Genomic DNA, 23,795 nt, shown 5'->3' with positions numbered 1-23,795 from the left:
TAGCGGGGGCCATTCCAGCAACAATCCATGTCCGACGATAAACGATCTGGCGGCGGCGGCCGCAAGCCCCCAAGCGGGGGCAAGAAGCCATTTGGCCCCAAAAAGACCTCCTCTGACGCCGGACCTCGTCGGCGCGGCGTGGATGGCGACGCGCCCCCACGCCGTTCCTTCCGGGATCGCGACGAGGGCGGCGAGAGCCGCCGGGAGCGTCCGGCCCGTTCCTTTGCCGAACGACAGGATGGCGAGCGTCGTCCGGCCCGTTCCAAGCCGCGGGAAGGTGGGGATTTCCAGGCCCGCCCCGCCCGCCGCCCGTTCCGCGAGCGCGACGGCGGCGAGGAGCGTCCCAAGCCTCGCCGCTTCGAGGACCGCGGCGAGCGCGTGGAGGGTGGCTTTCGGCCGCGCCGCGATGCAGAGCGCGGGGAGGGTGGCGAGCGCTCCTTCAGCCGCAAGCCCGGCCGGAGCACCGGCGACGGGGAACGGCCCTTCGCGCCGCGCCGCTTCGATACTTCCGTCGAACCGCGGGAGGGCGGCCGCAAGGCTTTCGAGCCGCGTTTCGATGATCGGCAGGAAGAACGCGGGCAGGAAAAACGCAGCCCGAAGCGTCCGCCGCGTCGTGCCGAGCCCAAGGCCGAAGCTGCGGCCGCAGCCGAGGCAGGCGCCTTTGCCGGCGAGCGCGTCGCCAAGGTGATCGCGCGAGCTGGCCTCGGATCGCGCCGCGACGCCGAGACCTGGATCGAGGAAGGCCGGGTTGCCGTCAATGGCGAAGTGCTGACCAGCGCGGCGCTCAACGTTCTGGCTGATGACAAGATCACGGTCGACGGCAAGCTCCTGCCCCGGCGTGAGCGCACGCGGTTGTGGCTCTATCACAAGCCGCGCGGCCTGGTGACCACGGAAAAGGATCCCGAAGGGCGTCCTACCGTGTTCGAGAACCTCGATCCGTCCCTGCCGCGCGTGATGTCGATCGGCCGACTCGACATCAACACCGAAGGGCTGCTGCTGCTGACCAATGACGGCGGTTTGGCGCGTCAGCTCGAATTGCCTAAGACCGGCTGGCTGCGGCGCTATCGCGTGCGGGCCTTCGGCGAGACCGACCAGGTCCAGCTCGACGCACTGTTCGAAGGGCTGACGATCGACGGCGTCGACTACGGACGCATCGAGGCTCGCCTCGACAAGGAGCAGGGGTCCAATTCCTGGCTGACTCTGGGGCTGCGCGAAGGCAAGAACCGCGAAGTCAAGAATGTGCTGGGCTCCATTGGTCTGGAGGTCAACCGCCTGATCCGAGTTTCCTATGGGCCGTTCCAACTCGGCGATCTTGCCGAGGGTGCCGTCGAGGAAGTGAAGACCCGGGTTCTGATGGATCAGCTCGGTCCCGACCTGATTGCCGAGGCCGGCTGCGAATTCGAAGCACCGATCCATGAAGCCGTCGGCGAGAAACCGACCAAGGCTGCAGCCAAGCCCGCCAAAGGCGGTCCGGTGCGCGGGCTGCGGGTCAAGTCCGAGGAGGGGGGCAAGGAACGCGTGATGCGCGGCAGTTTGGTCGAGGATCGACATGGCCGCCGTGTGCTCGTTCAGCGCGTTACCGACCTTCCTGATGACAAGCCGGCTCGGCGCAAGCCTGTCCGCTCGCGTGATGAGGCGGGCGGCGATCGTCCCTTCAAGCCGCGTCCCGCTTTCCGTGATCGTGACGAAGGTGGCGAGCGTCCGCGCAAGCCGTTCCGTGCCCGCAGCGAAGAGGGCGGTGACCGTCCCTTCAAGCCGCGCCCCGCTTTCCGTGATCGTGACGAAGGTGGCGAGCGTCCGCGCAAGCCGTTCCGTGCCCGCAGCGAAGAGGGCGGTGACCGTCCCTTCAAGCCGCGTCCGTCCTTCCGTGATCGCGACGAAGGTGGCGAGCGTCCGCGCAAGCCGTTCCGTGCGCGCAGCGAGGAGGGCGGCGACCGTCCTTTCAAGCCGCGTCCGTCCTTCCGTGATCGCGACGAAGGTGGCGAGCGTCCACACAAGCCGTTCCGTGCGCGCAGCGAAGAGGGCGGTGATCGTCCGTTCAAGCCGCGTCCGTCCTTCCGTGACCGCGACGAAGGTGGCGAGCGCCCGCGCAAGCCTTTCCGTGCGCGCAGCGAGGAGGGCGGTGATCGTCCGTTCAAGCCGCGTCCGTCCTTCCGTGATCGCGACGAAGGTGGCGAGCGCCCGCGCAAGCCTTTCCGCCCGCGGGGCGAAGAGGGTGGTGATCGTCCCTTCAAGCCGCGCACTCCCTCCCGCGATGGAGATGGCGAGCGTCCGCGCAAACCTTTTCGCTCGCGTGATGAGGGGAGCGGTGATCGTCCGTTCAAGCCGCGTGCCCCCTTCAGGGATCGCAATGAAGGCGGTGAGCGTCCCTCCAAGCCGCGTCCCGGCGGTAAGCCGGGCGGCTCGCCGCGCCGGGGGCGTTGACGGGCTGGTCGATGCGTATCGTCGGCGGGCAATTTCGCGGCAAGCAATTGGCGACACCGAAGTCGGACGCGATCCGGCCGACTTCGGATCGCCTGCGTGAAACCCTGTTCAACATCCTGGCCCATGGCTATGACAATCCCGTGCGCGATGCCCGGGTGATCGACTTGTTCGCCGGCACCGGGGCTCTCGGTTTCGAGGCCCTGTCGCGTGGCGCCAGCTTTGCCACCTTCGTCGACGAGGGCGCGGAGGCACGCGGCCTGATCCGCGGCAATATCGAGGCGATGTCCCTGGGCGGACGCACCCGACTGTTTCGCCGGGACGCCACCAAGCTCGGCATGATCGGCCCGAGCGAGCCCTTCTCGCTTGCCTTCCTCGACCCTCCCTATGGCAAGGGGCTGGCTTCCCTTGCCCTCGCCAGCCTCGCCAATGGCGGCTGGCTGGCCAAGGGAGCCTTGTGCGTGGTCGAGGAAGCGACGGATGCGCCTCTGGAAGCGCCGCCCTCCTTCGCCCTGGCCGATCAGCGCGATTATACGGGCACCAGGCTGACCTTCTTCAGCTACGAGCCGGGCTGACCGCTACTTCAGTCGCTTCCGCTCCCCCTGCCTTGCTGCCCTAGTCCGACGACATCACGGAGAGGGAAAAGGCTATCGCGACGGCTGTGACGCTGGAAGTGCGTTGCCGCATGCGTAACGGGTCCGATCCGCAACCGGTGATCGAGCGGGCAAGGGCGATGTGCGTGGTGGCCAATTCTCTGCACCGCGGCATGCCTGCCAGCATCGAGATGGCGGCGTGAACGGGCGCATCGGCGACATACGCATTCTGGAGAAGCGTGCCGAAAAGGATCGCAGAAGCCAGGCGGATGGCTTTCTTCTGACCTATACCTTGCTAGGTCCATGCTCCAGGAGGTAAGGGATACTTCACTTCACCCGTTTTCTACCCATATTGGGTGGACCCCTTCGCTTTCCCTCCCGATCGGACCTTCTATGACGCTTGCGCTTATCCCCGGTCTCGGCGGTGCTTCCCATGCCCAGGGCCCGGCGATCACGGATTTCACGCTTCCCAACGGCCTGCATGTCGTGGTCATTCCCGACCGCCGTGCGCCGGTGGTCACCCACATGGTCTGGTACAAGGTGGGTGGGGCGGACGAACCCAAGAGCAAGTCGGGCATCGCGCATTTCCTTGAACATCTGATGTTCAAGGGCACGGAGAAGAATCCGGGTGGCTTTTCCAAGCAGGTCGCCGAACTCGGCGGGCAGGAGAACGCCTTCACCTCTTATGACTATACCGCCTATTTCCAGCGGGTGGCCAAGGAGCATCTCGGCGCCATGATGGCGTTCGAGGCCGACCGCATGACCGGGCTGGCCCTCACCGACGAGGTCGTCAATCCCGAGCGCAATGTCGTGCTCGAAGAGCGCAAGATGCGCGTCGACAACGATCCCAATTCCCAATTGGCCGAGGAGATTGCCTCGACCCTGTTCACGCACCATCCCTATGGCACGCCGATCATCGGCTGGGAGGACGAGATCGAGGGCTTGACCCGGCAGGACGCCATCGATTTCCACAACCGTTTCTACACGCCGAACAATGCCACGCTGATCGTGGCCGGTGACGTGACGGCCGAGGAGGTGCGCGAACTGGCCGAGAGCCATTACGGCCTGGTGGCCCGGCGCGCCGATCCGCCGCCACGCCGGCGACCGCAGGAACCCAGGCAGCGTGCCGACCGCCGCGTTCGTCTGGCCGACAAGCGGGTGGAGCAGCCGATCTATCAGCGTCATTGGCGCGCTCCTTCCTATATCCAGGCCCACAATGGCGAGGGCGAGGCGCTCGATCTTCTGTCGCAGATCCTTGGCGGCGGGCAGACCTCGCGGCTTTATCGCGCCCTGGTGGTCGACAAGAAGGTGGCGTCGGCGGCCGGCGCCTTTTATGGCGGCTCCGCCGTGGACGAGACGCGCTTCGGCGTCTGGGCCATCCCGATGCCAGGCGTCAGCTTCGAAGCGCTGGAGGCGGCTGTTGACGAGGAGATCGGCCGTGTCGTCGAGGAGGGCGTCAGCGAGGCGGAACTGGAGCGTGCCAAGACACGCCTTGTCGCCGATGCGATCTATGCCCAGGACAATCAGTCGACCTTGGCGCGCTATTATGGCGCCACCCTGTCCGTCGGCGGCAAGGTGGAGGATCTGCAGCTCTGGCCGCAGCGCATCGCCGCTGTGCCGGCCGGGCGGCTGCCGGAACTGGGCCGTGCCGTCCTGCTGGAGGGCAAGTCGGTGGTCGGCCTGCTCGAAGGGCAGGCCTGATCCGTTTCGAACCGCCATCGCGGGCGCAGCCAAGCAATCCGGCCGCGCCGCATTTGATTATCTGGATTGCTTCGCCGCGCCTCCAATGGCGGGACAGTCTTGCAGCGGCGCGTCAGTCCAGGAGCAAAACGCGTTTAAGTGGAAACGTCTTTTTGCTCTAACTCTTTGTTTCAACGCGTCTTTGCGATTCTTGACGGTTCCGCCAGATCGCCAGACGCTCTTGCCGTCATTGCCGGCTTTGCCGGCCATGACGATCGGCTTTTGTGAACGAGTGTTTCCATGATCCAGAAGATCGTCTCGCCCCTTGGCATTGAAGCCTGGCTGGTCGAGGACTATGCCGTGCCCGTCATCGCAATCGACTTCGCCTTCAAGGGGGGAGCCGCACAGGATCCGGCCGACCGGCCAGGCCTGGCCCATATCATGTCGGCGCTGTTCGACGAGGGCGCCGGTCCCCATGACGACGAGGCCTTCCAGCGCCTGATGGAGGAGAATGCGGTCGAGTTGTCGTTCCATGCCGCGCGCGACCAGATCAATGGTTCGCTGCGCACCCTGGCCGACCGCAAGGCCTTCGCCTTCGATCTTCTGCACTATGCCGTCAGCGAACCGCGCTTCGAGGAAGCCGCGGTCGAGCGCGTGCGCCAGAGCCTGCTTGCCAGCTTGCGCCGCGAGGCCGGTGATCCCAACGCCATGGCATCGCTGGCTTTTTTTGCAGGGCTTTTCCCCGACCATCCCTATGGCCGCCCGTCGCGCGGCACCCTGGAGAGCGTCGGCGCCGTCAGCCGCGACGAGATCGCGGCGCAGCATCGGCGCCTGCTGGCAAAGGATGGGCTGACGGTGTCCATCGTCGGCGCCATTGATGCCCATGACGCCGAGGAAATGCTGGACACGGTGTTCGGCTCGCTACCGACCACGGCCCTGCTGCAGCCGGTGCCCGAAGCGGAACTCGCCGGCTTGGGCGTGCGCAAGATTATTGACCTCGACGTGCCGCAGACGGTGCTGCAATTCGCTACGCCCGGCGTGAAGCGCGACGATCCAGACTTCATGGCCGCCTTCCTGCTCAATCACATCTACGGTGGCGGCAGCTTCTCTTCGCGCCTGTTCCAGAAAGTGCGGGAGGAGAGGGGCCTGGCCTATTCGGTCTCCACCCAGCTCGGCGCACTTGCCCGGGCTGCCTTCGTCGGTGGTGGCGTCGCCACCCGCAATGACAAGGCTGCCGAAAGTCTCGCCATCATCGAGGCTGAGATGGCCGAACTCGCCCGCAATGGGCCCGCCGCCGCCGAATTGGAAAGCGCCAAGAAATACATCATCGGCTCTTATGCGCTGCGCTTCGATTCATCGACCAAGATCGCCAACCAGCTCACCATGATCCAGATCGAGCAGCTCGGCATCGATTTCATCGACCGCCGCAACGGCTTGGTCGAAGCGGTGACACTGGACGATACCAAGCGCGTGGCTCGACGCATGTTCGGGGGCGGCAAGCCCTTCGTCGTCGCCGTCGGGCGTCCGGAGGGATTGTCCTAAGCCGAGCTTTTCGGCGAGGCCAACGGAACAGCGCCAAGAAAATAGCGGTGATCCGCAAGAAATGGCGAGAAAAGCGAGCCGTCCCGATCGTTCTCTTCTCGCCGAGCAAGGTTAAATCGTTCTGCTTACGTCACACTGACTATTGCACGAAGGGGCTGTCTGCATCACCCTGTCGCTCGTCGAGAAGCGGCGGGGGTCGCTGATGCGGGAGGATGTCATGACGCTTTGGAGTGTTTCGGCTGTCGTCCTTGTTGGCCTGATGGCAGCAAGCTGTGCGACCAGTGGTTCTGGAACTTCGCGTGGTTCCGACGTCAGCGGCGCTGCCGTTGCCGTGTCGTCCGGGCGCGTCAGCAAGATCGATCAATTTTCCTACATCACCCCCGCCTGCAGGGAAGTGCCCGGCGTTGCGGCCCATGTCACCAAGCAGGCAGCCTATGGCCGGGCGAGCATCCGCCGGGCGCGCGACTTTTCGCCCTATGAGGCCGGCAATTCCAGTGCCGGCTGCAATTCGAAGCGTGTGCCGGTCTGGCAAGTACTCTACAGCTCTGCCCCCGGCTATCATGGTCCCGATCAATTTGCCTATCGCAAGGCTTTTCCCGACGGCAAGGTGCTCGACGTCGTCGTCAATGTCGACGTGCAATGAGCAAAGCACGTTCATGACTGAACGCCTGTATGCTTTAGCTCCTCGTTTCCAGCCAATCCTACGGATTGGCTGGAACGTCTCGGTGAAGCGAGTCCGTCTCATCGCAAAACGCCTTGGAGTCTGAGGCGCGTCTGCCGGCCGTTCCGATGGCCGGTCCCATGGTGTATTGTCTCAAGCACGTGATGCATTCGTTCCCCAGGTGGGGGATAGAATGTATCAAGTCTTTGATTTCGCGCCTGATTTCTCACTGGTGAAAATCAGCCGCCGATGGACGATTCGCCCCATGGCCATCCGCGCTCTTCCCCAGATCCTGATCGACCGCATCGCTGCCGGCGAAGTGGTGGAGCGGCCGGCAAGCGCCGTGAAGGAATTGGTGGAGAACGCCATCGATGCCGGTGCCAGTCGGATCGAGGTCGTCACCGAGGGAGGCGGGCAGCGCCTGATCCGCATCGTCGATGACGGTTCGGGCATGTCGTCCGAGGATCTGGCCTTGGCCGTGAAGCGGCATGCCACCTCCAAACTGCCGACGGAAGATTTGCTCGCTATCAACACGCTGGGCTTTCGCGGCGAAGCCTTGCCGTCCATCGCCTCGGTGTCGCGCCTCAGCATCACCACACGCGAGCGTGGCGCCGCGACGGGGGCGATGATCGCCATCGAGGCGGGCGAGCACCAGGCGATCCGCCCGGCCGCCATCGGGGAGGGCACTCGCATCGAGGTGCGCGATCTCTTCTATGCCACGCCGGCCCGTCTGAAATTCCTCAAGACCCAGCGTACCGAGGCGGCGGCGATCGGCGATATCGTCAAGCGCCTCGCCATGGCCAATCCCGCCATTGCCTTTACCCTCGCGGGCGAAGATCATTCGCCCTCAACCTGGCCTGGTGGTGACGAGGAGACGCGCCTGGGTACCTTGCTGGGGGCCGATTTCATCGACAATGCGATCGCCATCGACGTGACGCGCGGCGATACCCGCTTGCATGGCCATATCGGCTTGCCGACTTTCAATCGGGGTACGGGGCAGCATCAATATCTATTCGTCAACGGGCGGCCGGTGCGCGACAAGCTGCTGCTGGGCGCCGTACGCGGCGCCTATGCCGATCATCTCCCCAAGGACCGTTTTCCGGTTCTGGCCCTCTTCCTCGACATTGCCCCGCAGAATGTCGACGTGAATGTCCATCCGGCCAAGGCCGAGGTCCGCTTCCGGGACGGCGGCCTGGTGCGCGGCCTGATCGTCTCGGCCATCCGCTCTGCGCTGGAACGCGAGTCCGGCCGCAGCTCAAGCGGCAATGCCGATGTCGCCCTCGGCCTGCTTGCGCGCAGTCTCGAGCGCCCCGCCGATCTCGACTGGGACTGGCGGGCTTCGCCCGCAGCGCCTCGCCCGGGGGGGATCGGCACGGGCGGCGGTGGAAGCGGCTTTGCCGCGCCGGCCCAGGCCGGATTCGACACGCTGGTGCTGCCTTCCGCCGATGCGCGGGCCACGGTGGTATCTCCCGCGCCCGACAGCCTCGACCGGCCGCTTGGCGCGGCGCGCGCCCAGCTGCATGAGACCTATATCGTGGCGCAGACCCGGGAGGGCGTCGTCATCGTCGACCAGCATGCCGCCCATGAGCGCCTCGTCTATGAGCGCTTGAAGCGGGAGCGCGCGGCTGCCGGCGCCAAGTCGCAATTGCTGCTGATCCCGGAAGTCGTGGATCTCGATCCCGCCGATGTCGAGCGCCTGACGGCAGCGGGTGAGGATCTGGCGGCCCTCGGCCTGGTGGTGGAACCGTTCGGGCCGGGTGCCCTGCTAGTCCGGGCTACGCCGGCCGCACTGGGCACGACCGATCCGGCTGCGCTCATCCGCGACCTCGCCGACGGCTTTGCCGAATGGGGGTCGGAGATCGTGCTGGAACGGCGCCTGGACCATGTCGCCGCCACCATGGCCTGTCACGGTTCCGTGCGGGCCGGGCGACGCTTGTTGCCAGCCGAGATGGATGCGCTGCTCCGCGAGATGGAGATCACGCCCAATTCCGGCCAGTGCAATCACGGCCGGCCGACCTATGTGACGCTGAAGCTCAGCGACATCGAGGCCCTGTTCGGGCGGCGATAAGCTCGGCGGTATACAAATGAAAAGGCCGGTCCAGCTCCATCGAGAGATGGAGCTGGACCGGCCTTCGGCATTGTGCTTGCTTGAGCGTTTCTTACTTGACCTTTTGGGTCTTGAACACTCGGTCGAACCAGGACTCGCTCTTGTTGCCCTCGGAGGGCAGGGGCTCATTGCCGGCCAGCGGCGCCGAGGCGAGCGGCTTGCGGTAACCCACCGGCGGCTCGGTCAGTGAGCGACGCGGCGGTTCGACGCCAGCCGCGAGCGGTGTGGTGTCCTCACCCAGGTTGAGGCGCTTTTGCAGTTCGCTGGGCTTGAGCGGAACGGAGCTGGCCTTGGCCGCGTCGAACGGCTCCGGCGCATCGACCCGACCGGCGCCCGGAACGCGGCCAGCCGCCATCTCATCAGGGGAGAGACGGCCATCGCCATGCTCGGCCTTGCCGCGCGGAATGACGCCGGAGGCCTTGCGCTTCTTGTAGTCTGGGTCCACCGGCCAGTTCGGATCATTGTCGGAAGTCGCGGCCGTACCAGGCGGCGGCAGGTCGAGCTTGCCCGGTTTTGCCAGCGGCGCACGGTCGGAATAGTTGATAGCCGGGGCATCGTCGCCGGTGCCGAGCATCTTCTGGAAGAAGTTCTGCCCAAGGGACTGCGCATTCGCCGCGCCGGCCGGCGCCAGGGCAACCAGTGCCGTCGCCGCAGCCAGGCCAAGCCAAATCTTTGTCCGCATCCTATATCCCAATCACTGCTAGATTTCGGTGCAAATTCCGGGAGAGATCTTCGCTCTACTGCCCGAAAAATGCGTCAAAACCAAGAAACCGATACACTTTCGGGCAACCAGTACCTGAAAAGTCAGGAGGACCCGTGCGTCTGTGGCTCTTTGTTCACCACCATGTCATACAACAGCAGGGCCACGCCCGCAACGATGGCGACATCGGCCAGGTTGAAGACATACCAGGAAAAATCGCCGGCATGGAGCAGGAAGAAGTCGGCGACGGCGCCGTAGAGCACGCCGTCTATGGCATTTCCGAGTGCGCCGCCGATGATCAGGCCGATGGCGATCGCGCCGATTTTCGTGGATATCCGGGCAAGCCAGGCCAGCAACAGCACCACCGCGGCGATGCGGAAGGATATCAGCGCCCAGCGGCCGAACTCGGTTTCCTGCTGGAACATGCCATAAGAAACGCCGCGGTTCCACACCAGCACGAATTGCAGATTGGGAGTCCAGTCGACCGGGCCTGAATTGGCGATGTCGTGGATATAGAGCGCCCAATATTTCTGGCCCTGGTCGATGGCGACGGCGAGAATTGCCGCCACCACGCCAAGGAATGAATGCCGTCCGATAAACCAGGACTTCATTGCTGAGCCCCTGCCGCCGCCTGCCATTCACGCATCGCCGCCGCATCGCGCGGCGTGATGTTGGGGAAGGCGGGATCAGCGGTACTGGGATCGAAATAGCGCCAGGAGCGCGCGCATTTGACGCCACCCGCCCGGCCGGGAACCACCGCGATACCGGGGACGCCGTCGAGGCGATAGGCCTCGGCGGGACCCTCGCCGGCCGCCAGCGTCAACCCTGAGACGATGCAGACATCCTCGAAATCGACGCTGCGCAGCACCGCCAGCGTCGCCTCGTCGGCGACATGGACTGTTGGCGCGGCTTCCAGCGAGGAGCCGATGCGCTTGGCCGCGCGTTCATGCTCCAAAGCGCCGGTGACCACGCGGCGTGCCTCGCGCACCAGGTCCCACTTTTCGGCGAGTGCCGGATCGATCCAGGCCGGATCGGCCGCCGCGAAGGGCTGCAAATGCACGGAAGCTTGTTCACCGAAGCGCGAGGTCCAGGATTCTTCCATGGTGAAGCACAGCACCGGCGCCAGCCACGTGGCCAGGCAGGTGAAGAGCTTGTCGACCACACTCAGCGCCGCCCGACGGCGCAGGGACGATTTCGGATCGCAATAGAGCGCGTCCTTGCGCACGTCGAAGTAAAAGGCCGACAGGTCCGCCGTCATGAAGGTCGCGAGCAGTGCGACCACGCGCTTGTAGTCATAGCTTTCATAGGCGGTGCGCACTTCGCGATCGAGCTCGGCCAGCCGGTGCAGCATCAGCCGCTCGAGTTCCGGCATCTCGGCGGCGGCAACGGTGTCACCGGCCTCGAAATGGGCGAGCGTACCCAGCATCCAGCGCATGGTGTTGCGCAACTTGCGATAGGTATCCTCCACCGTCTTGAGGATTTCGGGGCCGATGCGCTGGTCGTCCGTATAGTCGGAGGTTGCCACCCACAGGCGCAGGATGTCGGCGCCCGAGCGCTTGATCACGTCCTGGGGATCGACGCCGTTCTTCAGGGACTTCGACATCTTCTTGCCGTCCTCCGCCATGGTGAAACCATGGGTGAGGACGATGTCGTAGGGCGCCCGTCCGCGCGTGCCGCAGCTTTCCAGGAGCGAGGAATGGAACCAGCCGCGATGCTGGTCGGAGCCTTCCAGATACATCACGGTATCATCGCCACCGTCGATCTTGCGCTGGATGCCGGCAAGGCCTGGGAAGTGCCTGGGATCCTCGAGCGTGAAGGCGTGGGTGGAGCCTGAATCGAACCAGACGTCGAGGATGTCGTCGACCTTGACCCAGCCTTCGCCGGCCCGCGCGCCGAGGAAGCGCTCGGCGGCGCCTTCCTGGTACCAGGCATCGGCGCCTTCGGCCTCGAACGCCGCGGCGATGGCCTGGTTGACGGCCTCATCCTTGAGGATATCGACGGCGCCGCCCGGCTTGTCGCGCATGAACACGGCGATCGGCACGCCCCAGGCACGCTGGCGCGAGACCACCCAGTCCGGGCGGTTGGCGATCATGCCGGTGATGCGGTTCTCGCCGGCGGCCGGCACCCATTGCGTCTGCCGGATGGCGTTAAGCGCGAGTTCGCGCAGCGAGGAGCCGTCGCCGAGCGTCGGCCCGATATCGTTGCGCAAAGCGCCGCCTTCCATGCGGACCGGCGTCGCTGCCGGCACCGTGCCTGGCGGCACGACATCGATGGGCTTGTCCATCGCGATGAACCATTGCGGCGTGTTGCGGAAGATCACCGGCTTCTTCGAGCGCCAGGAATGCGGGTACTGATGTTTGATGCGGCCGCGGGCCACGAGGTTGCCTTCGGCCACCAGCGCCTTGATCACCGCGTCGTTGGCATCGCCCTTGTCGCCCTTCTCGGTGATGACGCGCTTGCCGGCAAAGCCCGGAGCATCAGCGGTGTAGAAGCTGTCGCCATCCACGGGATAGGGGATATAGGTGCTGATGCCGCGGGCGTTCAGTTCCCGCTGATGCGCGGTCCAGACGTCGAAGTCCTCGCGGCCATGGCTGGGGGCGGTGTGCACGAAGCCGGTGCCCGCCTCGTCGGTGACATGCTCGCCCTCGAGCAGGGGCACGACAAAGCCATAGAAGGGGTCGAAGCCCGCCAGCGGATGGGCGGCCGTAAGGCTCGCGAGTTCACCGGCCTCGACGCCGCCGACGCGCTCATAGGCCTCCACTTTGGCGGCCTTGAACACCTCTTCGGCGAGCTTGTCGGCCAGGATGAAGCTGTCGCCTGCCTTGGCCCAATTGTTCTCGGGTGCAGCAGTGACGCGGTAGAGGCCATAGGCGACGCGGCTCGAATAGGCGATGGCGCGGTTGCCGGGAATGGTCCAGGGCGTGGTGGTCCAGGCCACGAAGGCAGCCGTGGCCACCTCGTCGCGCGTGGCCCCCGAGCGCACCGGGAATTTCGCCCAGATCATGTCGGAGGTATGATCCTCATACTCGATCTCGGCTTCGGCGAGCGAGGTCTTCTCCACCACCGACCACATCACCGGCTTGGAGCCACGATAGAGCTGGTCGCTCATGGCGAATTTCATGATCTCGCGGGCGATCTGCGCCTCGGCTGAGAAGGCCATGGTGAGATAGGGATGGGCCCAGTCGCCCTCGACGCCCAGGCGCTTGAACTCCTCGCGCTGCACGCCAACCCAATGCTCGGCGAAGGCCCGGCATTCGCGGCGGAACTCGACCAGTGGCACCTCGTCCTTGTTCTTGCCCTTGGCGCGGTACTGCTCCTCGATCTTCCATTCGATCGGCAGGCCGTGGCAGTCCCAGCCCGGCACATAGTTGGAATCGAAGCCGAGCATCTGCTGGGAGCGCGCCACCAAATCCTTCAGGATCTTGTTGAGCGCGTGACCGATATGGATGTTGCCATTGGCATAGGGCGGGCCGTCATGCAGCACGAATTTCGGCCGGCCGGCCGAAGCCTCGCGCAGGCGCTGGCGCAGATTCTGACTCTGCCAGCGCGCCAGGATCTCAGGCTCCTTCTGCGGCAAGCCGCCGCGCATGGGGAAGGCCGTCTGCGGCAGGAACAGGGTCTTGGAATAGTCGAAACCCTCAGGACTCGCCTTCGAGGCTTCGGCGGTCTCGCTGGAGGGGGACGCAACATCGGTCATGAACAGTGGTCCGTCGATACGGAGGAAAAGGAAAAGCGGCGCAAACCCGGACCTTCCGCGGAGCTCAGCCGAGCCCGCACGCGGAAGCCGGGACGATAATTCGGGCTATGCGCAACGCGTAATTCATAGCGCGCGTGATAGCAGGCTCTGCGCTCGGGATAAAGCGCGGAGGGAAGGAGAGGCCGGGATTTTCTGGGGCAGAGCCGCCTACGTTGCCCTAGCATGAGCTTCAGCCCCTCCCTATCTGCCATGAAGGCAGCCTTTGCGCTTGCTGGCCCTTTCACTGACATGCTCTGATCTGGAGTTCGAGAATGACCGGTTCGCCCGACTACACGCCCCCGAAGATCTGGACCTGGAACAAGGCGAATGGCGGTGCGTTCGCCAATATCAACCGGCCGATTGCGGGCCCCACCCATGACAAGGAATTGCCGGTCGGCCGTCATCCCCTCCAGCTCTATTCGCTGGGCACGCCGAACGGCGTCAAGGTCACCATTCTGCTGGAGGAATTGCTGGCTCGCGGCCACAAGGGCGCCGAATATGATGCCTGGCTGATCGAGATCGGCAAGGGCGACCAGTTCGGCTCGGGCTTCGTCGACGTCAACCCGAACTCCAAGATCCCGGCATTGCTCGATCGCAGCGGCGCCGAACCGATCCGGGTGTTCGAATCCGGCTCGATCCTGTTCTATCTCGCCGAGAAGTTCGGGGAATTCCTGCCCAAGGATGCCGCTGCGCGCGCGGAGTGCATGTCGTGGCTGTTCTGGCAAATGGGCAGCGCCCCCTATCTCGGCGGCGGCTTTGGCCATTTCTACGCCTATGCGCCGACCAAGATCGAATACGCCATCGATCGTTTCGCCATGGAGGTCAAGCGCCAGCTCGATGTGCTCGATCGCCGTCTGGCGCAGCTGGAATATCTGGCCGGCAGCGACTACACCATCGCAGACATGGCGGTGTGGCCCTGGTATGGCGGCCTCGCCAGGGGCTGGCAGTATGGCGCGGCCGAGTTCCTGCAGGTCGAGGACTACAAGAACGTGCAGCGCTGGGCCGAGGCGATCTTCCAGCGTCCGGCCGTGCAGCGCGGGCGAATGGTCAACCGCACCTCAGGCGAGCCGGCGAGCCAGTTGCGCGAGCGGCACGACGCCAGCGATTTCGAGACGAAGACGCAGGACAAGCTGGAAGCCGCGGGCTGAGGCGCGGCTCTCTCGGGATCGTCGGCATCTCAGTGACAATCTTCATCGAAAATTGTCACGATTGCCTGCTCTTGAAGTACTGCGACAGATGGATGGGAAGAGCAGGCAAGGATGCCTGCGATCCCAGGACGGGTCGGCCTCACTGCAAGGGCGGTTTGCGCAGGAAGGCGTTGCGATCGGCCGATTTGACGCGAAGCCAGCTCTCCCGGCCACCGCGCAGCACGCGCATCGGCACTTCTACGCCCGCGGGCCCGCCGCTCCACACCTTGCGATAGAAGTCGGCAAGGCCCTGGACTTCCTCGTTGCGGATGTCCGAAATGACGTCGCCCGCCTTCAGTCCCGCCTTGGCCGCCGGTGAGCCCTTGGCCACGCTGGCGACCACGACCTTGCCGTTGCTTTCCGCCGAGAAGGCGCCGAGCCAGGGACGCGGCGGCTTATCGACCTGGCCACGCGTCAGGAGATCGTCGAGAATGGGCGGCAGGAGGTCGATGGGCACGACCATGTTGATGTCGAAATCCTCGCCGCCCCGTTCCATCTGCAGGAGCAGGGAGCCTATGCCCAGCAGCCTGCCGTCTTCGCCAACCAGCGCCGCACCGCCCCAGGCAGGATGGGCGGGTGCGATGAAGATCGCCTCATCGAGCAGATATTCCCAATAGCCTGCAAATTCCTGCTTGGCCACGATGCGGGCCTCGACATGGCGCCCCGTGCCGTCGACGAAAACGGCTTCCTCGCCGACCGCCGTCTTGCCGGAACTGCCAAGCCCCAGGGCCGGCAGGCCGAGTTGGCCGAGCGCCTGCAACAGGCCGAAGCCTGTTGTCTGGTCATAAGTCAGGACATGGGCGGGAACCACACGCCCCTCCTGCGTGGTCAGCCAGACCTCGTCGGCTTCGGTGACGAGATAGCCGATGGTGAGCACCAGCCCGTCGTCGCGGATGACCACGCCACTGCCTTCACGCTCGGTGCCGAGCGCAGCCGCGGTGAAGGCGTCCTGTGGAATCCTGGCCCGCACGGCCACGACCGAGCGCATGATCGAACGAAGTGTCATCGCTTTCATCTTGGTGAAGGGCGCCTGCAGCAAGGCAGCATGCGCAACACCCGCAATCCGGGCAATGAAGATTTCCTAGAGGTATGCAGCCTGGCGTCGTGCTGCAAGGGCATAAGGGGAAGCGCCATGATGACGGGAGGCCGATCGCGGCTGGCCGATCTGGTCGCTTGAAGGCTTCTTCCTGGCGAGTTTCGCGCCGTATCGGCCGGACCGCACTCAGCTCCGTTTCGCGAACCAGATCACGTGCCGGGCGCCGCTGCGCCCCTTGTTGGCGCGCACGCGAACTTCGTCCACCGCAAAGCCCGCCTGATGCAGCCGCCGGGCAAAGGCCGAGGAAGGACCTTGCGACCACACGGCCAGCAGGCCGCCTGCGGTCAGTGCTCCCCGTGCCGCCGCGAGGCCTTCCAGGCTGTAGAGGCGATCATTGCCGGCATGGGTCAGCCCTTCCGGACCGTTGTCGACGTCGAGCAGGATCGCGTCGAAACGGCGCCCGGAGCGGATCATTCTGTCGACATCGCCGAGCTCGATGCTGACGCGCCGATCATCGAGGCTGCCTGCGAAGATCTCGGCCATGGGGCCCCGGGCCCAGGTGACGACAGAGGGCACCAGTTCGGCGACCACGATCTCGGCATCCTCGGGAAAGCTTGCCAGGGCGGCGCGCAGGGTGAAGCCCATGCCGAGCCCGCCGATCAGGATGCGCGGATGCTTGCGTGCCGCCAGGCGCTCGGCGGTCATCGTCGCCAGCGCCTCTTCCGAGCCGCTGAGCCGGCTGTTCATCAGCTCGATGCTGCCGAGCCTGATCGAGAATTCACTACCGCGCTGCTTGAGGCGCAGTTCTGCGCCGCCATTGGGGATCGTCGCGGTGTCGAGGTGTTTCCAGGGAATCACGGCAGGCTCTTTCCAGACAGGCGCGGATAGCCTTCTCCCCTTGTGGGAGAAGGTGCTCCGAAGGGGCAGATGAGGGGTTTCGCGACAGTACTTAAAGAATGGTGCGACCGCTCATCCGACCTCGCTACGCTCGGCCACCCATGGCACTTCTATCGGAAGTGCCCGGTCCCGCAAGGGGGAGAAGGCTATCCGTGCCTTTCCTATAGATCGTTGTCCAATCCAATGCGCGCCATCACCATGCCGGCCGTCACGGTGGCACCAGCTTGGACTTCCTGCGCCAGCTTTCCGGTCCTGTGTGCCTTGACCTGCATTTCCATCTTCATCGCCTCCATCACGGCGACGACATCGCCCTCCGCGACCTCGGCGCCGTCTTCCACTTGCCAGGAGCGCAGTGTGCCGGCCATCGGCGCGACCACAGCATCGGGCGAGACTTCGGCTTGCACGGCTGCTGCCGGCGCCGCTGATGGCACGGCCTGGAGGCCGCCCAGCAAGGCGGGGGGCAGACCCAGAGTGACGCGCCGGCCGTCGATCTCCACGGCGGTGCGCAGCAATGTCGCCGCCGGCAGCGGTTCTGGCCGCGTGGCGGCTGCAAGGGTGGCGGCAAAGTCGGTCTCGATCCAGCGGGTGTGGACCTTGAAATCCCGCTCACCGGTAAAGTCGGTATGGCCGATCACCGTGCGATGGAAGGGCAGGACCGAGGCGACCCCCTCGATGCGGAACTCGGCGAGGGCGCGCCGGGCTCGCGCAATGGCCTCGCCCCGCGTCGCGCCGGTGACGATGAGCTTGGCCATCAGGGAATCGAAGCTGCCGGGAATGGTCGAGCCGGTGGTGACGCCGGTATCCAGGCGGACGCCGGGGCCGGAGGGCGGCTCGAAGGCGGTGATGAGGCCCGGCGTCGGCAGGAAGCCGCGTCCGACATCCTCGGCATTGATGCGGAACTCCAGGGCATGGCCTCGTGGCGCCGGCGTTTCGCTGATGCTGAGAGGATGACCGTCGGCGACGCGCAACTGCTCGACCACCAGATCGATGCCCGCCGTCTCCTCCGTTACCGGATGCTCCACCTGCAGACGGGTGTTGACCTCCAGGAAGGAGATCGCATCCGAGGCGCTCAGCAGGAATTCCACCGTGCCGGCGCTGACATAGCCGGCCTTGGCGCAGATATCGCGCGCCGCCTGGTGAATGCGGGCGCGCTGCTCGTCGCTGAGGAAGGGCGCCGGGGCTTCTTCCACCAGCTTCTGGTTGCGGCGCTGCAGCGAGCAGTCGCGCGTGCCGAGCACCACGACATTGCCATGGCTGTCGGCGATCACCTGCGCTTCGATATGGCGGGGGCGATCGAGATATTGCTCGACGAAGCATTCGCCGCGGCCGAAGGCGGTGACGGCCTCGCGTACGGCCGAGTCATAGAGTTCGGCGACCTCGTCCATGCGCCAGGCGACTTTCAGCCCGCGCCCGCCGCCACCGAAGGCGGCCTTGATGGCGATCGGCAGGCCGTGCTGTTCGGCAAAGGCGAGAACTTCGTCAGGGCCACCAACGGGATCGGCGGTGCCGGCGACCAGGGGCGCTCCGACCGCCATGGCGAGCTTGCGGGCCTGTACCTTGTCGCCCAATTGCTCGATGGCCGATGGAGGCGGGCCGATCCAGGTCAGGCCGGCATCGATGACGGCCTGCGCAAAACCGGCGCGCTCGGAGAGGAAGCCATAGCCTGGATGCACGGCATCAGCGCCGCTGCGGCGGGCGATGGCGATGAGCTTGTCGATGTCGAGATAGGTCTCGGCTGGCTTGTCGCCTTCCAGACCATAGGCCTCGTCCGCCATGCGGGCGTGCAGCGCGTCGATGTCGGCATCGGCATAGACCGCGACCGAGGCGACGCCGTAATCGGCGCAGGCCCGTATCACGCGCACGGCGATCTCGCCTCGATTGGCGATCAGGACCTTCTTGATGGGCATTATCGTCCCCTTGAGCAAAGCGCGTTAAAGCGGAAAGGCTTGTTTACTCTGGTTTTTTGGTTCGACGCGCCTTTGCGACTCCAGGCGATTCCGCCAGATCGCAAGACGCTTCGGCAAATTGGGTGATCGGCCGGAAACGGATCTGCCCTCCGATGGGAATCTGGCCGGCGCGGTCGAGATGGTAGGGGGCGACCGCCGCGATGACGGGATAGCCGCCGGTCAGCGGATGATCGGCGAGGAACAGCACCGGCTGGCCTGACGGCGGCACCTGGACCGAGCCCTGGATCGTGCCCTCGCTCGGCAGTTCCTTGCCCTCGCTCGCCGGCGCGCGCTTCAGCGCCCGCTCGCCGTAGAGGCGGATGCCGATGCGATTGGACTGGGGCGTCACCGACCAGGACTGATTTGCAAAATCCTTGAGCGCTGCCTCGGAGAGCCAGTCGCTGCGCGGCCCCATGACGACGTCGAGAATGACGAGTTCGCCGAGCCTAGGCAGCACGGGTGGCACATCCGGCAACGCCGTCACGGCGCCGGGCGGCGGCGCGAGCCCGGATAGGCGATCGCCGACCATGACGGCCGGCGGCCCGATCTGGGCGAGCGTGTCGGTGGCGGCGCTGCCCAGTACCGGGGCAATGGCGAAACCGCCGCGCACGGCGAGGTAAAAGCGCATGCCGGCCTGCGGCTCCCCGAAATGCAGTCTGTCGCCGGTGGCAAGCGCGATGGCGGCGTGACGCGGTACGGGGTGGCGGGAGCCTTCGGCGGTGGTCAAAGTGAGCGGCCCGTCGGCACCGGTGACGGCGACCACCGTTTCGCCGAGGCAGAGAAGTTCGCAGCCGCCATAGGCGATCTCGAGGCCAGGCAGTGGGCCGGGGTTGCCGACCAGCCGGTTGGCGCTGCGCAGGGCGGCGCGGTCCATCGCGCCGGAAACGCTGACACCCTGCCGCGCCTGGCCGGGGCGCCCTAGATCCTGGAACAGCATCTGGGGACTTGGCTTGATGACCTCGAAGAGGGGGGAGGCGGGGTCGTTTCCCTCACCCCCGGCCCCTCTCCCCACCGGGGAGAGGGGTGCAGGTCTCGCCATCTCCCCTCTCCCCGATGGTGAGAGGGGGTGGGGGCTCTCACCTTCGCCGACCTCGACGAAGCGCACACGGTCGCCAGGCTGCAGCAGAGCGGGGCGTTCGCGCGCAAGGTCCCACATCGGCAGGTCCGTCACGCCGATGATCTGCCAGCCGCCGGGGCTCGCCTGCGGATAGACGGCGCTGAAGCGACCGGCCAGGCCCACGGAGCCTGCGGCCAAGCGCGGGCGCGGCGTGGCACGCCGGGGCAGATCGAAGCTCGGATGGCCGCCGCTGAGATAGGCAAAACCCGGTGCGAAGCCGGTGAAGGCCACTGCGTATTCGCTGCCGGTATGGCGCCGGATCACCTCGTCGACCGGAATTTTGAGGAAATCGGCGACTTCGGCGAGATCCTCCCCATCGTAGCGGACCGGGATCTCGATCAGAGTGCCGCTTTGTTCGACATCGGCATCGAGGCGTCGCTGGCCGATGGCGGTGATCAGGTCCCGCTGCGTGATCGCCGCTGGACGGTAGCGCACCAGCAGGGTCCGGGCCGCGGGCACGATATCCTCGATGCCGGCGATGGGCTCGGCGCGCAGGGAGGCCTGCAAAGCCAACGTCTGCGGCAGGTCTGGGAGCTCCACCATGAGGGCATCGAGATTGACCGGCAGGAAGCGCATCAACGCTCTCCGCCCGTCGAGGCCATGAAGGAGCGAATGGCTACGCCCGATCGCTCCAGCAAGGCGCGGATTTCGCGTGCCATGGCGACGGCGCCGGGGCTGTCGCCATGGACGCAGATCGAATCCGCCTCGATGCGGACCGCGCTGCCGTCGATCGCGGGAACCGTGCCTTCCGTCACCAGGTGCAGCATGCGCGCCGCCACCTCCTGCGGGTCATGCAGCACCGCGCCGGGCTCGCGGCGCGACACCAGCGAGCCATCGGGCATATAGCCCCTGTCTGCGAAGGCCTCGGCGACCACGGTGAGGCCGGCGGCGCGGGCCCATCCGATGAGGGAAGATCCGGCCAGGGCCACCAGCGTGAGCTCGGGATCGATCTGCCGGATCGCCTCGATGATGGCCTCGGCCTGCCGCCGGTCCTTGGCGATGGTGTTGTAGAGGGCGCCATGTGGCTTGACGTAGCGCACGGTGGTGCCGGCAGCGGTGGCCAGGCCCTTGAGCGCGCCGATCTGGTAGATGGCGTCGGCGATCAGGTCCTCGCTGGCGACATCCATGTTGCGCCGCCCGAAGCCGCCGAGATCGGGATAGGCGATGTGCGCCCCGACCGTCACGCCCTTGGCCTTGGCGGCCCGCAGCGTGGCGAGGATGCCGGTGGGATCGCCGGCATGAAAGCCGCAGGCCACATTGGCGCTGGAGACGATGCCGAGCACCGCCTCGTCATCACCCATGCGCCAGGCGCCGAAGCTTTCGCCGAGATCGCTGTTGAGGTCGATGTTCATGGCACGAAGCTCCCGATAATTTTTGCTGCTCAGATGCCTGGCGGCTCAATGGATTTGTCCGCCACTCTCTCGCACGTCCTCTTGGACGGTGAGGGCGGTGTGCGTGAGATGTCTGATAGCCTCGACCTGCGTCCCCAGCGCCAAGCTCGGCAGTCCAGGCCGGCGTGCGGCATGCTCGGGCAGACAGGGCACGTGCACGAACCCGCCTCGCGTCTTGGCGAGTGGGCGTTGTGTCGCCAGCCGATGCATCAGGGCGTAGAAGATGTGGTTGCACACGAAGGTGCCGGCGGAGTTGGACAGCGAGGCCGGCAGCCCCGCCGCCCGGAGGTCCCGCACGATCGCCTTGACCGGCAGGGAAGAAAAATAGGCGGCCGGCGCACCTGATATCACCGGGATATCGATCGGCTGGCGGCCTTCATTGTCGGGAATGCGCGCATCGTCGAGATTAACAGCAACGCGCTCGGGCGTGATCTCGGGGCGCCCGCTCGCCTGCCCGAGGCTGACGACGAGACGGGGCTGCCATTGCCTCAGAGCCTCGTCCAGTCGCTCGATGGCTGCCCCGAACACGCAGGGCAATTGCACGGCGCGGACGCGAGCTCCCTTGCAGATCCAGCCGTCCAACGCCCGGGCAATCTCCCAGGAGGCGTTGGTCTCATCGTCTTCAAACGCCTCGAAGCCGGTGATCAACACGTTTGGCGGCGTCTTGTCTGGCGGCTTTTTGGGGCTCATGACGGCTTTCCGCGAATAATGTCCTACAGGGGCATCAGGACATAGAGCAGTACGATATTGGCGGCGAGCAGGGCTAGCGCCGTCGGAATTTGCGCACGGATGACCGCGTTCTTGTCGATTTCCAGGAGCGCGGCCGGCACGATGTTGAAATTGGCGGCCATGGGGGTCATCAGCGTACCGCAATAGCCCGACAGCATGCCGATGGCGGCGATGACCGCCGGATTGCCGTGATAGACACCGATCAGGACCGGCACGGCGACCCCGCCCGTCATCACCGGGAAGGCGGCGAAGCCATTGCCCATGATCACGGTAAACAATGCCATGCCGACGACATAGAGGGCGACTGCCACCAGGCGCAGGTCCATGTTGACATAGCTGGTGGTGAGATGGGCGACCGCCTTGCCGACGCCGGCATCGGAGAAGACCAGGCCAAGCATGCCCAGCATCTGGGGCAGGACCAGGGCCCAGCCGAGCGCATCGGTGAGACGGCGGGATTCGCGCAGGCCCTGTGCCGGCGTTTCGCGCGTCAGCCAGCAGGCGAGCCCCAGCGCGACGATGCAGGCGAGGCCGAGGGCGAGCAGGGTGGTATTCTTGGGATCGAACAGCGGCGTGCCGCCGAGGGTGACGTAATGGCCCGAAAGCGTGATCGCCACGGTCAGCAGCGGAATGGCGAGCGCCGGCACGAACAGCTTGTTGCCGAGCCGCTTTGCACTGGCCACCGCTTCGGCGACGCTAGGAATGCTGTGATGGCCGGCGCCGACTCCGCCGAGCCCCGCGATCAGCGCCAGGGCGGCAACACCCACGCCGACCACGGCCGGCGGCAGGAAATCTCCGACCAGAAAGGCCAACGCATAGAGACCCCAGAACAGGGCACTGCTGAAGCGTTTGGGATGGTTGCGGTCGGCCAGGGTCATGGCGGCTGTGACGGCGAGGATTGCCCCGACGAGATAGAACAGGTGGGAAAGCGAGAGGATCATGTCAGCTCTCCGACTGCGTTTCGGGTCGCAGGCCGGTTTCGGACGGCGCTTCGGCCAGCTCGCGGGCGATAGCCGCATCGAGGCGAGACAGCCGGAACGCATGAATGACAAAGGCGGTGGCAGCAGTGGGAATGCCCCATAGGGCGACATGGAGCGGCTCGACCTCGACGCCAGCCTCCCTCAGGAATGTCGTCATGAGCACGATGGCGCCGAAGGCGACGAAGATGTCCTCGCCGAAGAACAGGCCGACATTGTCGGTAGCGGCCGCAAAGGCCCTGATCTTATGGCGCACGCGCTCGGTGAGCGAGCCATGCCGAACCTCGGCCGCACCCTCCGCCATGGGCGCGATCAGCGGCCTTACCATCTGGGGATGGCCGCCAAGACTGGTCAAGCCCACCGCAGCGGTCAATTGCCGGGCGGCCAGATAGACGATGAGGAGGCGGCCCGATGTCGCCGAGCGGATCTTGCTGATCCAGGCCTGTGCATGCTGGCGCAGGCCATGGCGTTCAAGCAGGCCCACTACGGCGAGCGGGAGCAGCAGGATCACCGCCAGATTGCGCGTTTTCAGGAAGCCGGTGCCGATGGCCGAGAGAACCTGCAGTGGCGGAAAGCTCGCCGCGAGAGCCGTGCCGATGGCGGCAACGATCACGACGAGCATGGGATTGAAGCGCAGGACGAAGCCCACGACGATGATGGCCACGCCGATGAGGGGCCATAGGCTGATGTCACTAGGCACGGTGTTCGCTCCCCGGGGACATTGGATGGTCTGGAATTTCGACCGGTTCTTGTAGGGTGATATTTCCCGATCTGTCGGCAATATCATCTAAATTGATGGCTTGATCAAGCATTTTGATTGAACGTAACACTAATATTGTTCAACAATATGTCGATGCTCCCGAGCGATCAAAAAGCGGGGCCGAAAGGGCAGGCGGCAGGTCTGCCCAATCCGCAGCCGGTGGCAGGTGGGCTTTAGTCTGCGCAGGGATGGCCTTGTGTGGCTCGCCGGCCAGCGCATCTTCCGCTCAAAGGGGAGCTCCACGGTCCATCCCTGTCGAGATCTTGGCGCTGCCTCGTTGTGAATCCCCAGGATTGCCCTACAATCCAGCCCGGCGTC

18 protein-coding genes are annotated in these 23,795 nt (G+C 65.5%); 7 read left to right on the top strand and 11 right to left on the bottom strand.

Going from position 1 to position 23,795, the window contains the following annotated elements; translation table 11 throughout:
- Window positions 1–27: 27 nt before the first annotated feature.
- From ACN6KF_RS15740 to mutL, 6 genes are all read left to right on the top strand, one after another.
- Entirely contained in the window at window positions 28–2,424 is a 2,397-nt protein-coding gene (locus ACN6KF_RS15740) for a pseudouridine synthase (RefSeq protein WP_434957740.1), read from the top strand.
- An 11-nt stretch (window positions 2,425–2,435) separates the two neighbouring features.
- Window positions 2,436–2,996: a 16S rRNA (guanine(966)-N(2))-methyltransferase RsmD gene (gene rsmD, locus ACN6KF_RS15735; RefSeq protein WP_434957739.1), complete on the top strand. Its 561-nt coding sequence runs from the start codon at window positions 2,436–2,438 to the stop codon at window positions 2,994–2,996.
- Window positions 2,997–3,407: 411 nt separating this feature from the next.
- Window positions 3,408–4,715, top strand: coding sequence for a M16 family metallopeptidase (locus ACN6KF_RS15730; RefSeq protein ID WP_434957738.1), 1,308 nt, complete (start codon window positions 3,408–3,410; stop codon window positions 4,713–4,715).
- A gap of 279 nt (window positions 4,716–4,994) precedes the next feature.
- Complete coding sequence (locus ACN6KF_RS15725; RefSeq protein WP_434957737.1) at window positions 4,995–6,236, top strand: M16 family metallopeptidase; 1,242 nt, start codon at window positions 4,995–4,997, stop codon at window positions 6,234–6,236.
- Window positions 6,237–6,453: 217 nt separating this feature from the next.
- Window positions 6,454–6,879, top strand: coding sequence for a hypothetical protein (locus tag ACN6KF_RS15720; RefSeq protein WP_434957736.1), 426 nt, complete (start codon window positions 6,454–6,456; stop codon window positions 6,877–6,879).
- Window positions 6,880–7,162: 283 nt separating this feature from the next.
- On the top strand, window positions 7,163–8,965 hold the full coding sequence (gene mutL / locus ACN6KF_RS15715) for a DNA mismatch repair endonuclease MutL (protein ID WP_434957735.1): 1,803 nt from the start codon (window positions 7,163–7,165) through the stop codon (window positions 8,963–8,965).
- A 91-nt stretch (window positions 8,966–9,056) separates the two neighbouring features.
- On the opposite strand, the gene ACN6KF_RS15710 is transcribed toward mutL, so the two are convergent.
- The 3 genes from ACN6KF_RS15710 to ileS all read right to left on the bottom strand — a co-directional run bounded on the left by ACN6KF_RS15710 (window position 9,057) and on the right by ileS (window position 13,401).
- The gene (locus ACN6KF_RS15710; protein WP_434957734.1) at window positions 9,057–9,686 is read right to left on the bottom strand and encodes a hypothetical protein; all 630 of its coding nucleotides are present in this window, start codon (window positions 9,684–9,686) and stop codon (window positions 9,057–9,059) included.
- Between the two features lie 122 nt (window positions 9,687–9,808).
- A complete protein-coding gene (gene lspA / locus ACN6KF_RS15705; protein WP_434957733.1) occupies window positions 9,809–10,315 on the bottom strand; it encodes a signal peptidase II in 507 nt (168 codons plus the stop codon).
- A complete protein-coding gene (gene ileS, locus ACN6KF_RS15700) occupies window positions 10,312–13,401 on the bottom strand; it encodes an isoleucine--tRNA ligase (RefSeq protein ID WP_434957732.1) in 3,090 nt (1,029 codons plus the stop codon). The genes lspA and ileS overlap by 4 nt, the downstream gene beginning before the upstream one ends.
- A 311-nt stretch (window positions 13,402–13,712) precedes the next feature.
- Here ileS and yghU point away from each other — a divergent pair, with 311 nt between their 5' ends.
- On the top strand, window positions 13,713–14,588 hold the full coding sequence (yghU, locus tag ACN6KF_RS15695) for a glutathione-dependent disulfide-bond oxidoreductase (protein WP_434957731.1): 876 nt from the start codon (window positions 13,713–13,715) through the stop codon (window positions 14,586–14,588).
- Window positions 14,589–14,727: 139 nt separating this feature from the next.
- Here the strand turns inward: yghU and ACN6KF_RS15690 are convergent, their stop codons facing one another.
- From ACN6KF_RS15690 to ACN6KF_RS15655, 8 genes are all read right to left on the bottom strand, one after another.
- On the bottom strand, window positions 14,728–15,633 hold the full coding sequence (locus ACN6KF_RS15690; RefSeq protein ID WP_434957730.1) for a S1C family serine protease: 906 nt from the start codon (window positions 15,631–15,633) through the stop codon (window positions 14,728–14,730).
- 216 nt (window positions 15,634–15,849) lie between these two features.
- Window positions 15,850–16,521 (bottom strand): spermidine synthase family protein, encoded by a 672-nt coding sequence (locus ACN6KF_RS15685; RefSeq protein WP_434957729.1) that lies wholly within the window; start codon window positions 16,519–16,521, stop codon window positions 15,850–15,852.
- Between the two features lie 200 nt (window positions 16,522–16,721).
- Window positions 16,722–18,461, bottom strand: coding sequence for an acetyl/propionyl/methylcrotonyl-CoA carboxylase subunit alpha (locus ACN6KF_RS15680; protein WP_434959685.1), 1,740 nt, complete (start codon window positions 18,459–18,461; stop codon window positions 16,722–16,724).
- Between the two features lie 49 nt (window positions 18,462–18,510).
- Window positions 18,511–20,199 carry a 5-oxoprolinase subunit B/C family protein gene (locus tag ACN6KF_RS15675; RefSeq protein WP_434957728.1) on the bottom strand — a complete coding sequence of 563 codons (1,689 nt, stop codon included), beginning with the start codon at window positions 20,197–20,199 and terminating at the stop codon, window positions 18,511–18,513.
- Window positions 20,199–20,975, bottom strand: a complete 777-nt coding sequence (locus tag ACN6KF_RS15670; protein ID WP_434957727.1) for a LamB/YcsF family protein — start codon at window positions 20,973–20,975, stop codon at window positions 20,199–20,201. The genes ACN6KF_RS15675 and ACN6KF_RS15670 overlap by 1 nt, the downstream gene beginning before the upstream one ends.
- Before the next feature lie 45 nt (window positions 20,976–21,020).
- A complete protein-coding gene (gene pcp, locus ACN6KF_RS15665) occupies window positions 21,021–21,704 on the bottom strand; it encodes a pyroglutamyl-peptidase I (RefSeq protein ID WP_434957726.1) in 684 nt (227 codons plus the stop codon).
- Window positions 21,705–21,727: 23 nt separating this feature from the next.
- Window positions 21,728–22,681: a DUF979 domain-containing protein gene (locus tag ACN6KF_RS15660; protein ID WP_434957725.1), complete on the bottom strand. Its 954-nt coding sequence runs from the start codon at window positions 22,679–22,681 to the stop codon at window positions 21,728–21,730.
- A gap of 1 nt (window position 22,682) precedes the next feature.
- On the bottom strand, window positions 22,683–23,417 hold the full coding sequence (locus ACN6KF_RS15655) for a DUF969 domain-containing protein (protein WP_434957724.1): 735 nt from the start codon (window positions 23,415–23,417) through the stop codon (window positions 22,683–22,685).
- Between the last annotated feature and the right edge of the window lie 378 nt (window positions 23,418–23,795).

It is taken from the genome of Labrys methylaminiphilus subsp. lupini, assembly GCF_051161885.1.
GTDB lineage: Bacteria > Pseudomonadota > Alphaproteobacteria > Rhizobiales > Labraceae > Labrys.
Note: the sequence above shows the minus strand (reverse complement) of the source record. Positions and strands in the feature narration are given on the sequence as shown.

Excerpts from the sequence above, each read along its gene's own strand:
- ACN6KF_RS15690 (WP_434957730.1), bottom strand. The coding sequence starts at position 15,633 with ATGACACTTCGTTCGATCATGCGCTCGGTCGTGGCCGTGCGGGCCAGG.
- yghU (WP_434957731.1), top strand. The coding sequence starts at position 13,713 with ATGACCGGTTCGCCCGACTACACGCCCCCGAAGATCTGGACCTGGAAC.
- lspA (WP_434957733.1), bottom strand. The coding sequence starts at position 10,315 with ATGAAGTCCTGGTTTATCGGACGGCATTCATTCCTTGGCGTGGTGGCG.
- ACN6KF_RS15730 (WP_434957738.1), top strand. The coding sequence starts at position 3,408 with ATGACGCTTGCGCTTATCCCCGGTCTCGGCGGTGCTTCCCATGCCCAG.
- pcp (WP_434957726.1), bottom strand. The coding sequence starts at position 21,704 with ATGAGCCCCAAAAAGCCGCCAGACAAGACGCCGCCAAACGTGTTGATC.
- ACN6KF_RS15675 (WP_434957728.1), bottom strand. The coding sequence starts at position 20,199 with ATGCGCTTCCTGCCGGTCAATCTCGATGCCCTCATGGTGGAGCTCCCA.
- ACN6KF_RS15670 (WP_434957727.1), bottom strand. The coding sequence starts at position 20,975 with ATGAACATCGACCTCAACAGCGATCTCGGCGAAAGCTTCGGCGCCTGG.
- ACN6KF_RS15720 (WP_434957736.1), top strand. The coding sequence starts at position 6,454 with ATGACGCTTTGGAGTGTTTCGGCTGTCGTCCTTGTTGGCCTGATGGCA.
- ACN6KF_RS15660 (WP_434957725.1), bottom strand. The coding sequence starts at position 22,681 with ATGATCCTCTCGCTTTCCCACCTGTTCTATCTCGTCGGGGCAATCCTC.
- ACN6KF_RS15740 (WP_434957740.1), top strand. The coding sequence starts at position 28 with ATGTCCGACGATAAACGATCTGGCGGCGGCGGCCGCAAGCCCCCAAGC.
- ACN6KF_RS15725 (WP_434957737.1), top strand. The coding sequence starts at position 4,995 with ATGATCCAGAAGATCGTCTCGCCCCTTGGCATTGAAGCCTGGCTGGTC.
- mutL (WP_434957735.1), top strand. The coding sequence starts at position 7,163 with ATGGCCATCCGCGCTCTTCCCCAGATCCTGATCGACCGCATCGCTGCC.
- ACN6KF_RS15710 (WP_434957734.1), bottom strand. The coding sequence starts at position 9,686 with ATGCGGACAAAGATTTGGCTTGGCCTGGCTGCGGCGACGGCACTGGTT.
- rsmD (WP_434957739.1), top strand. The coding sequence starts at position 2,436 with ATGCGTATCGTCGGCGGGCAATTTCGCGGCAAGCAATTGGCGACACCG.
- ileS (WP_434957732.1), bottom strand. The coding sequence starts at position 13,401 with ATGACCGATGTTGCGTCCCCCTCCAGCGAGACCGCCGAAGCCTCGAAG.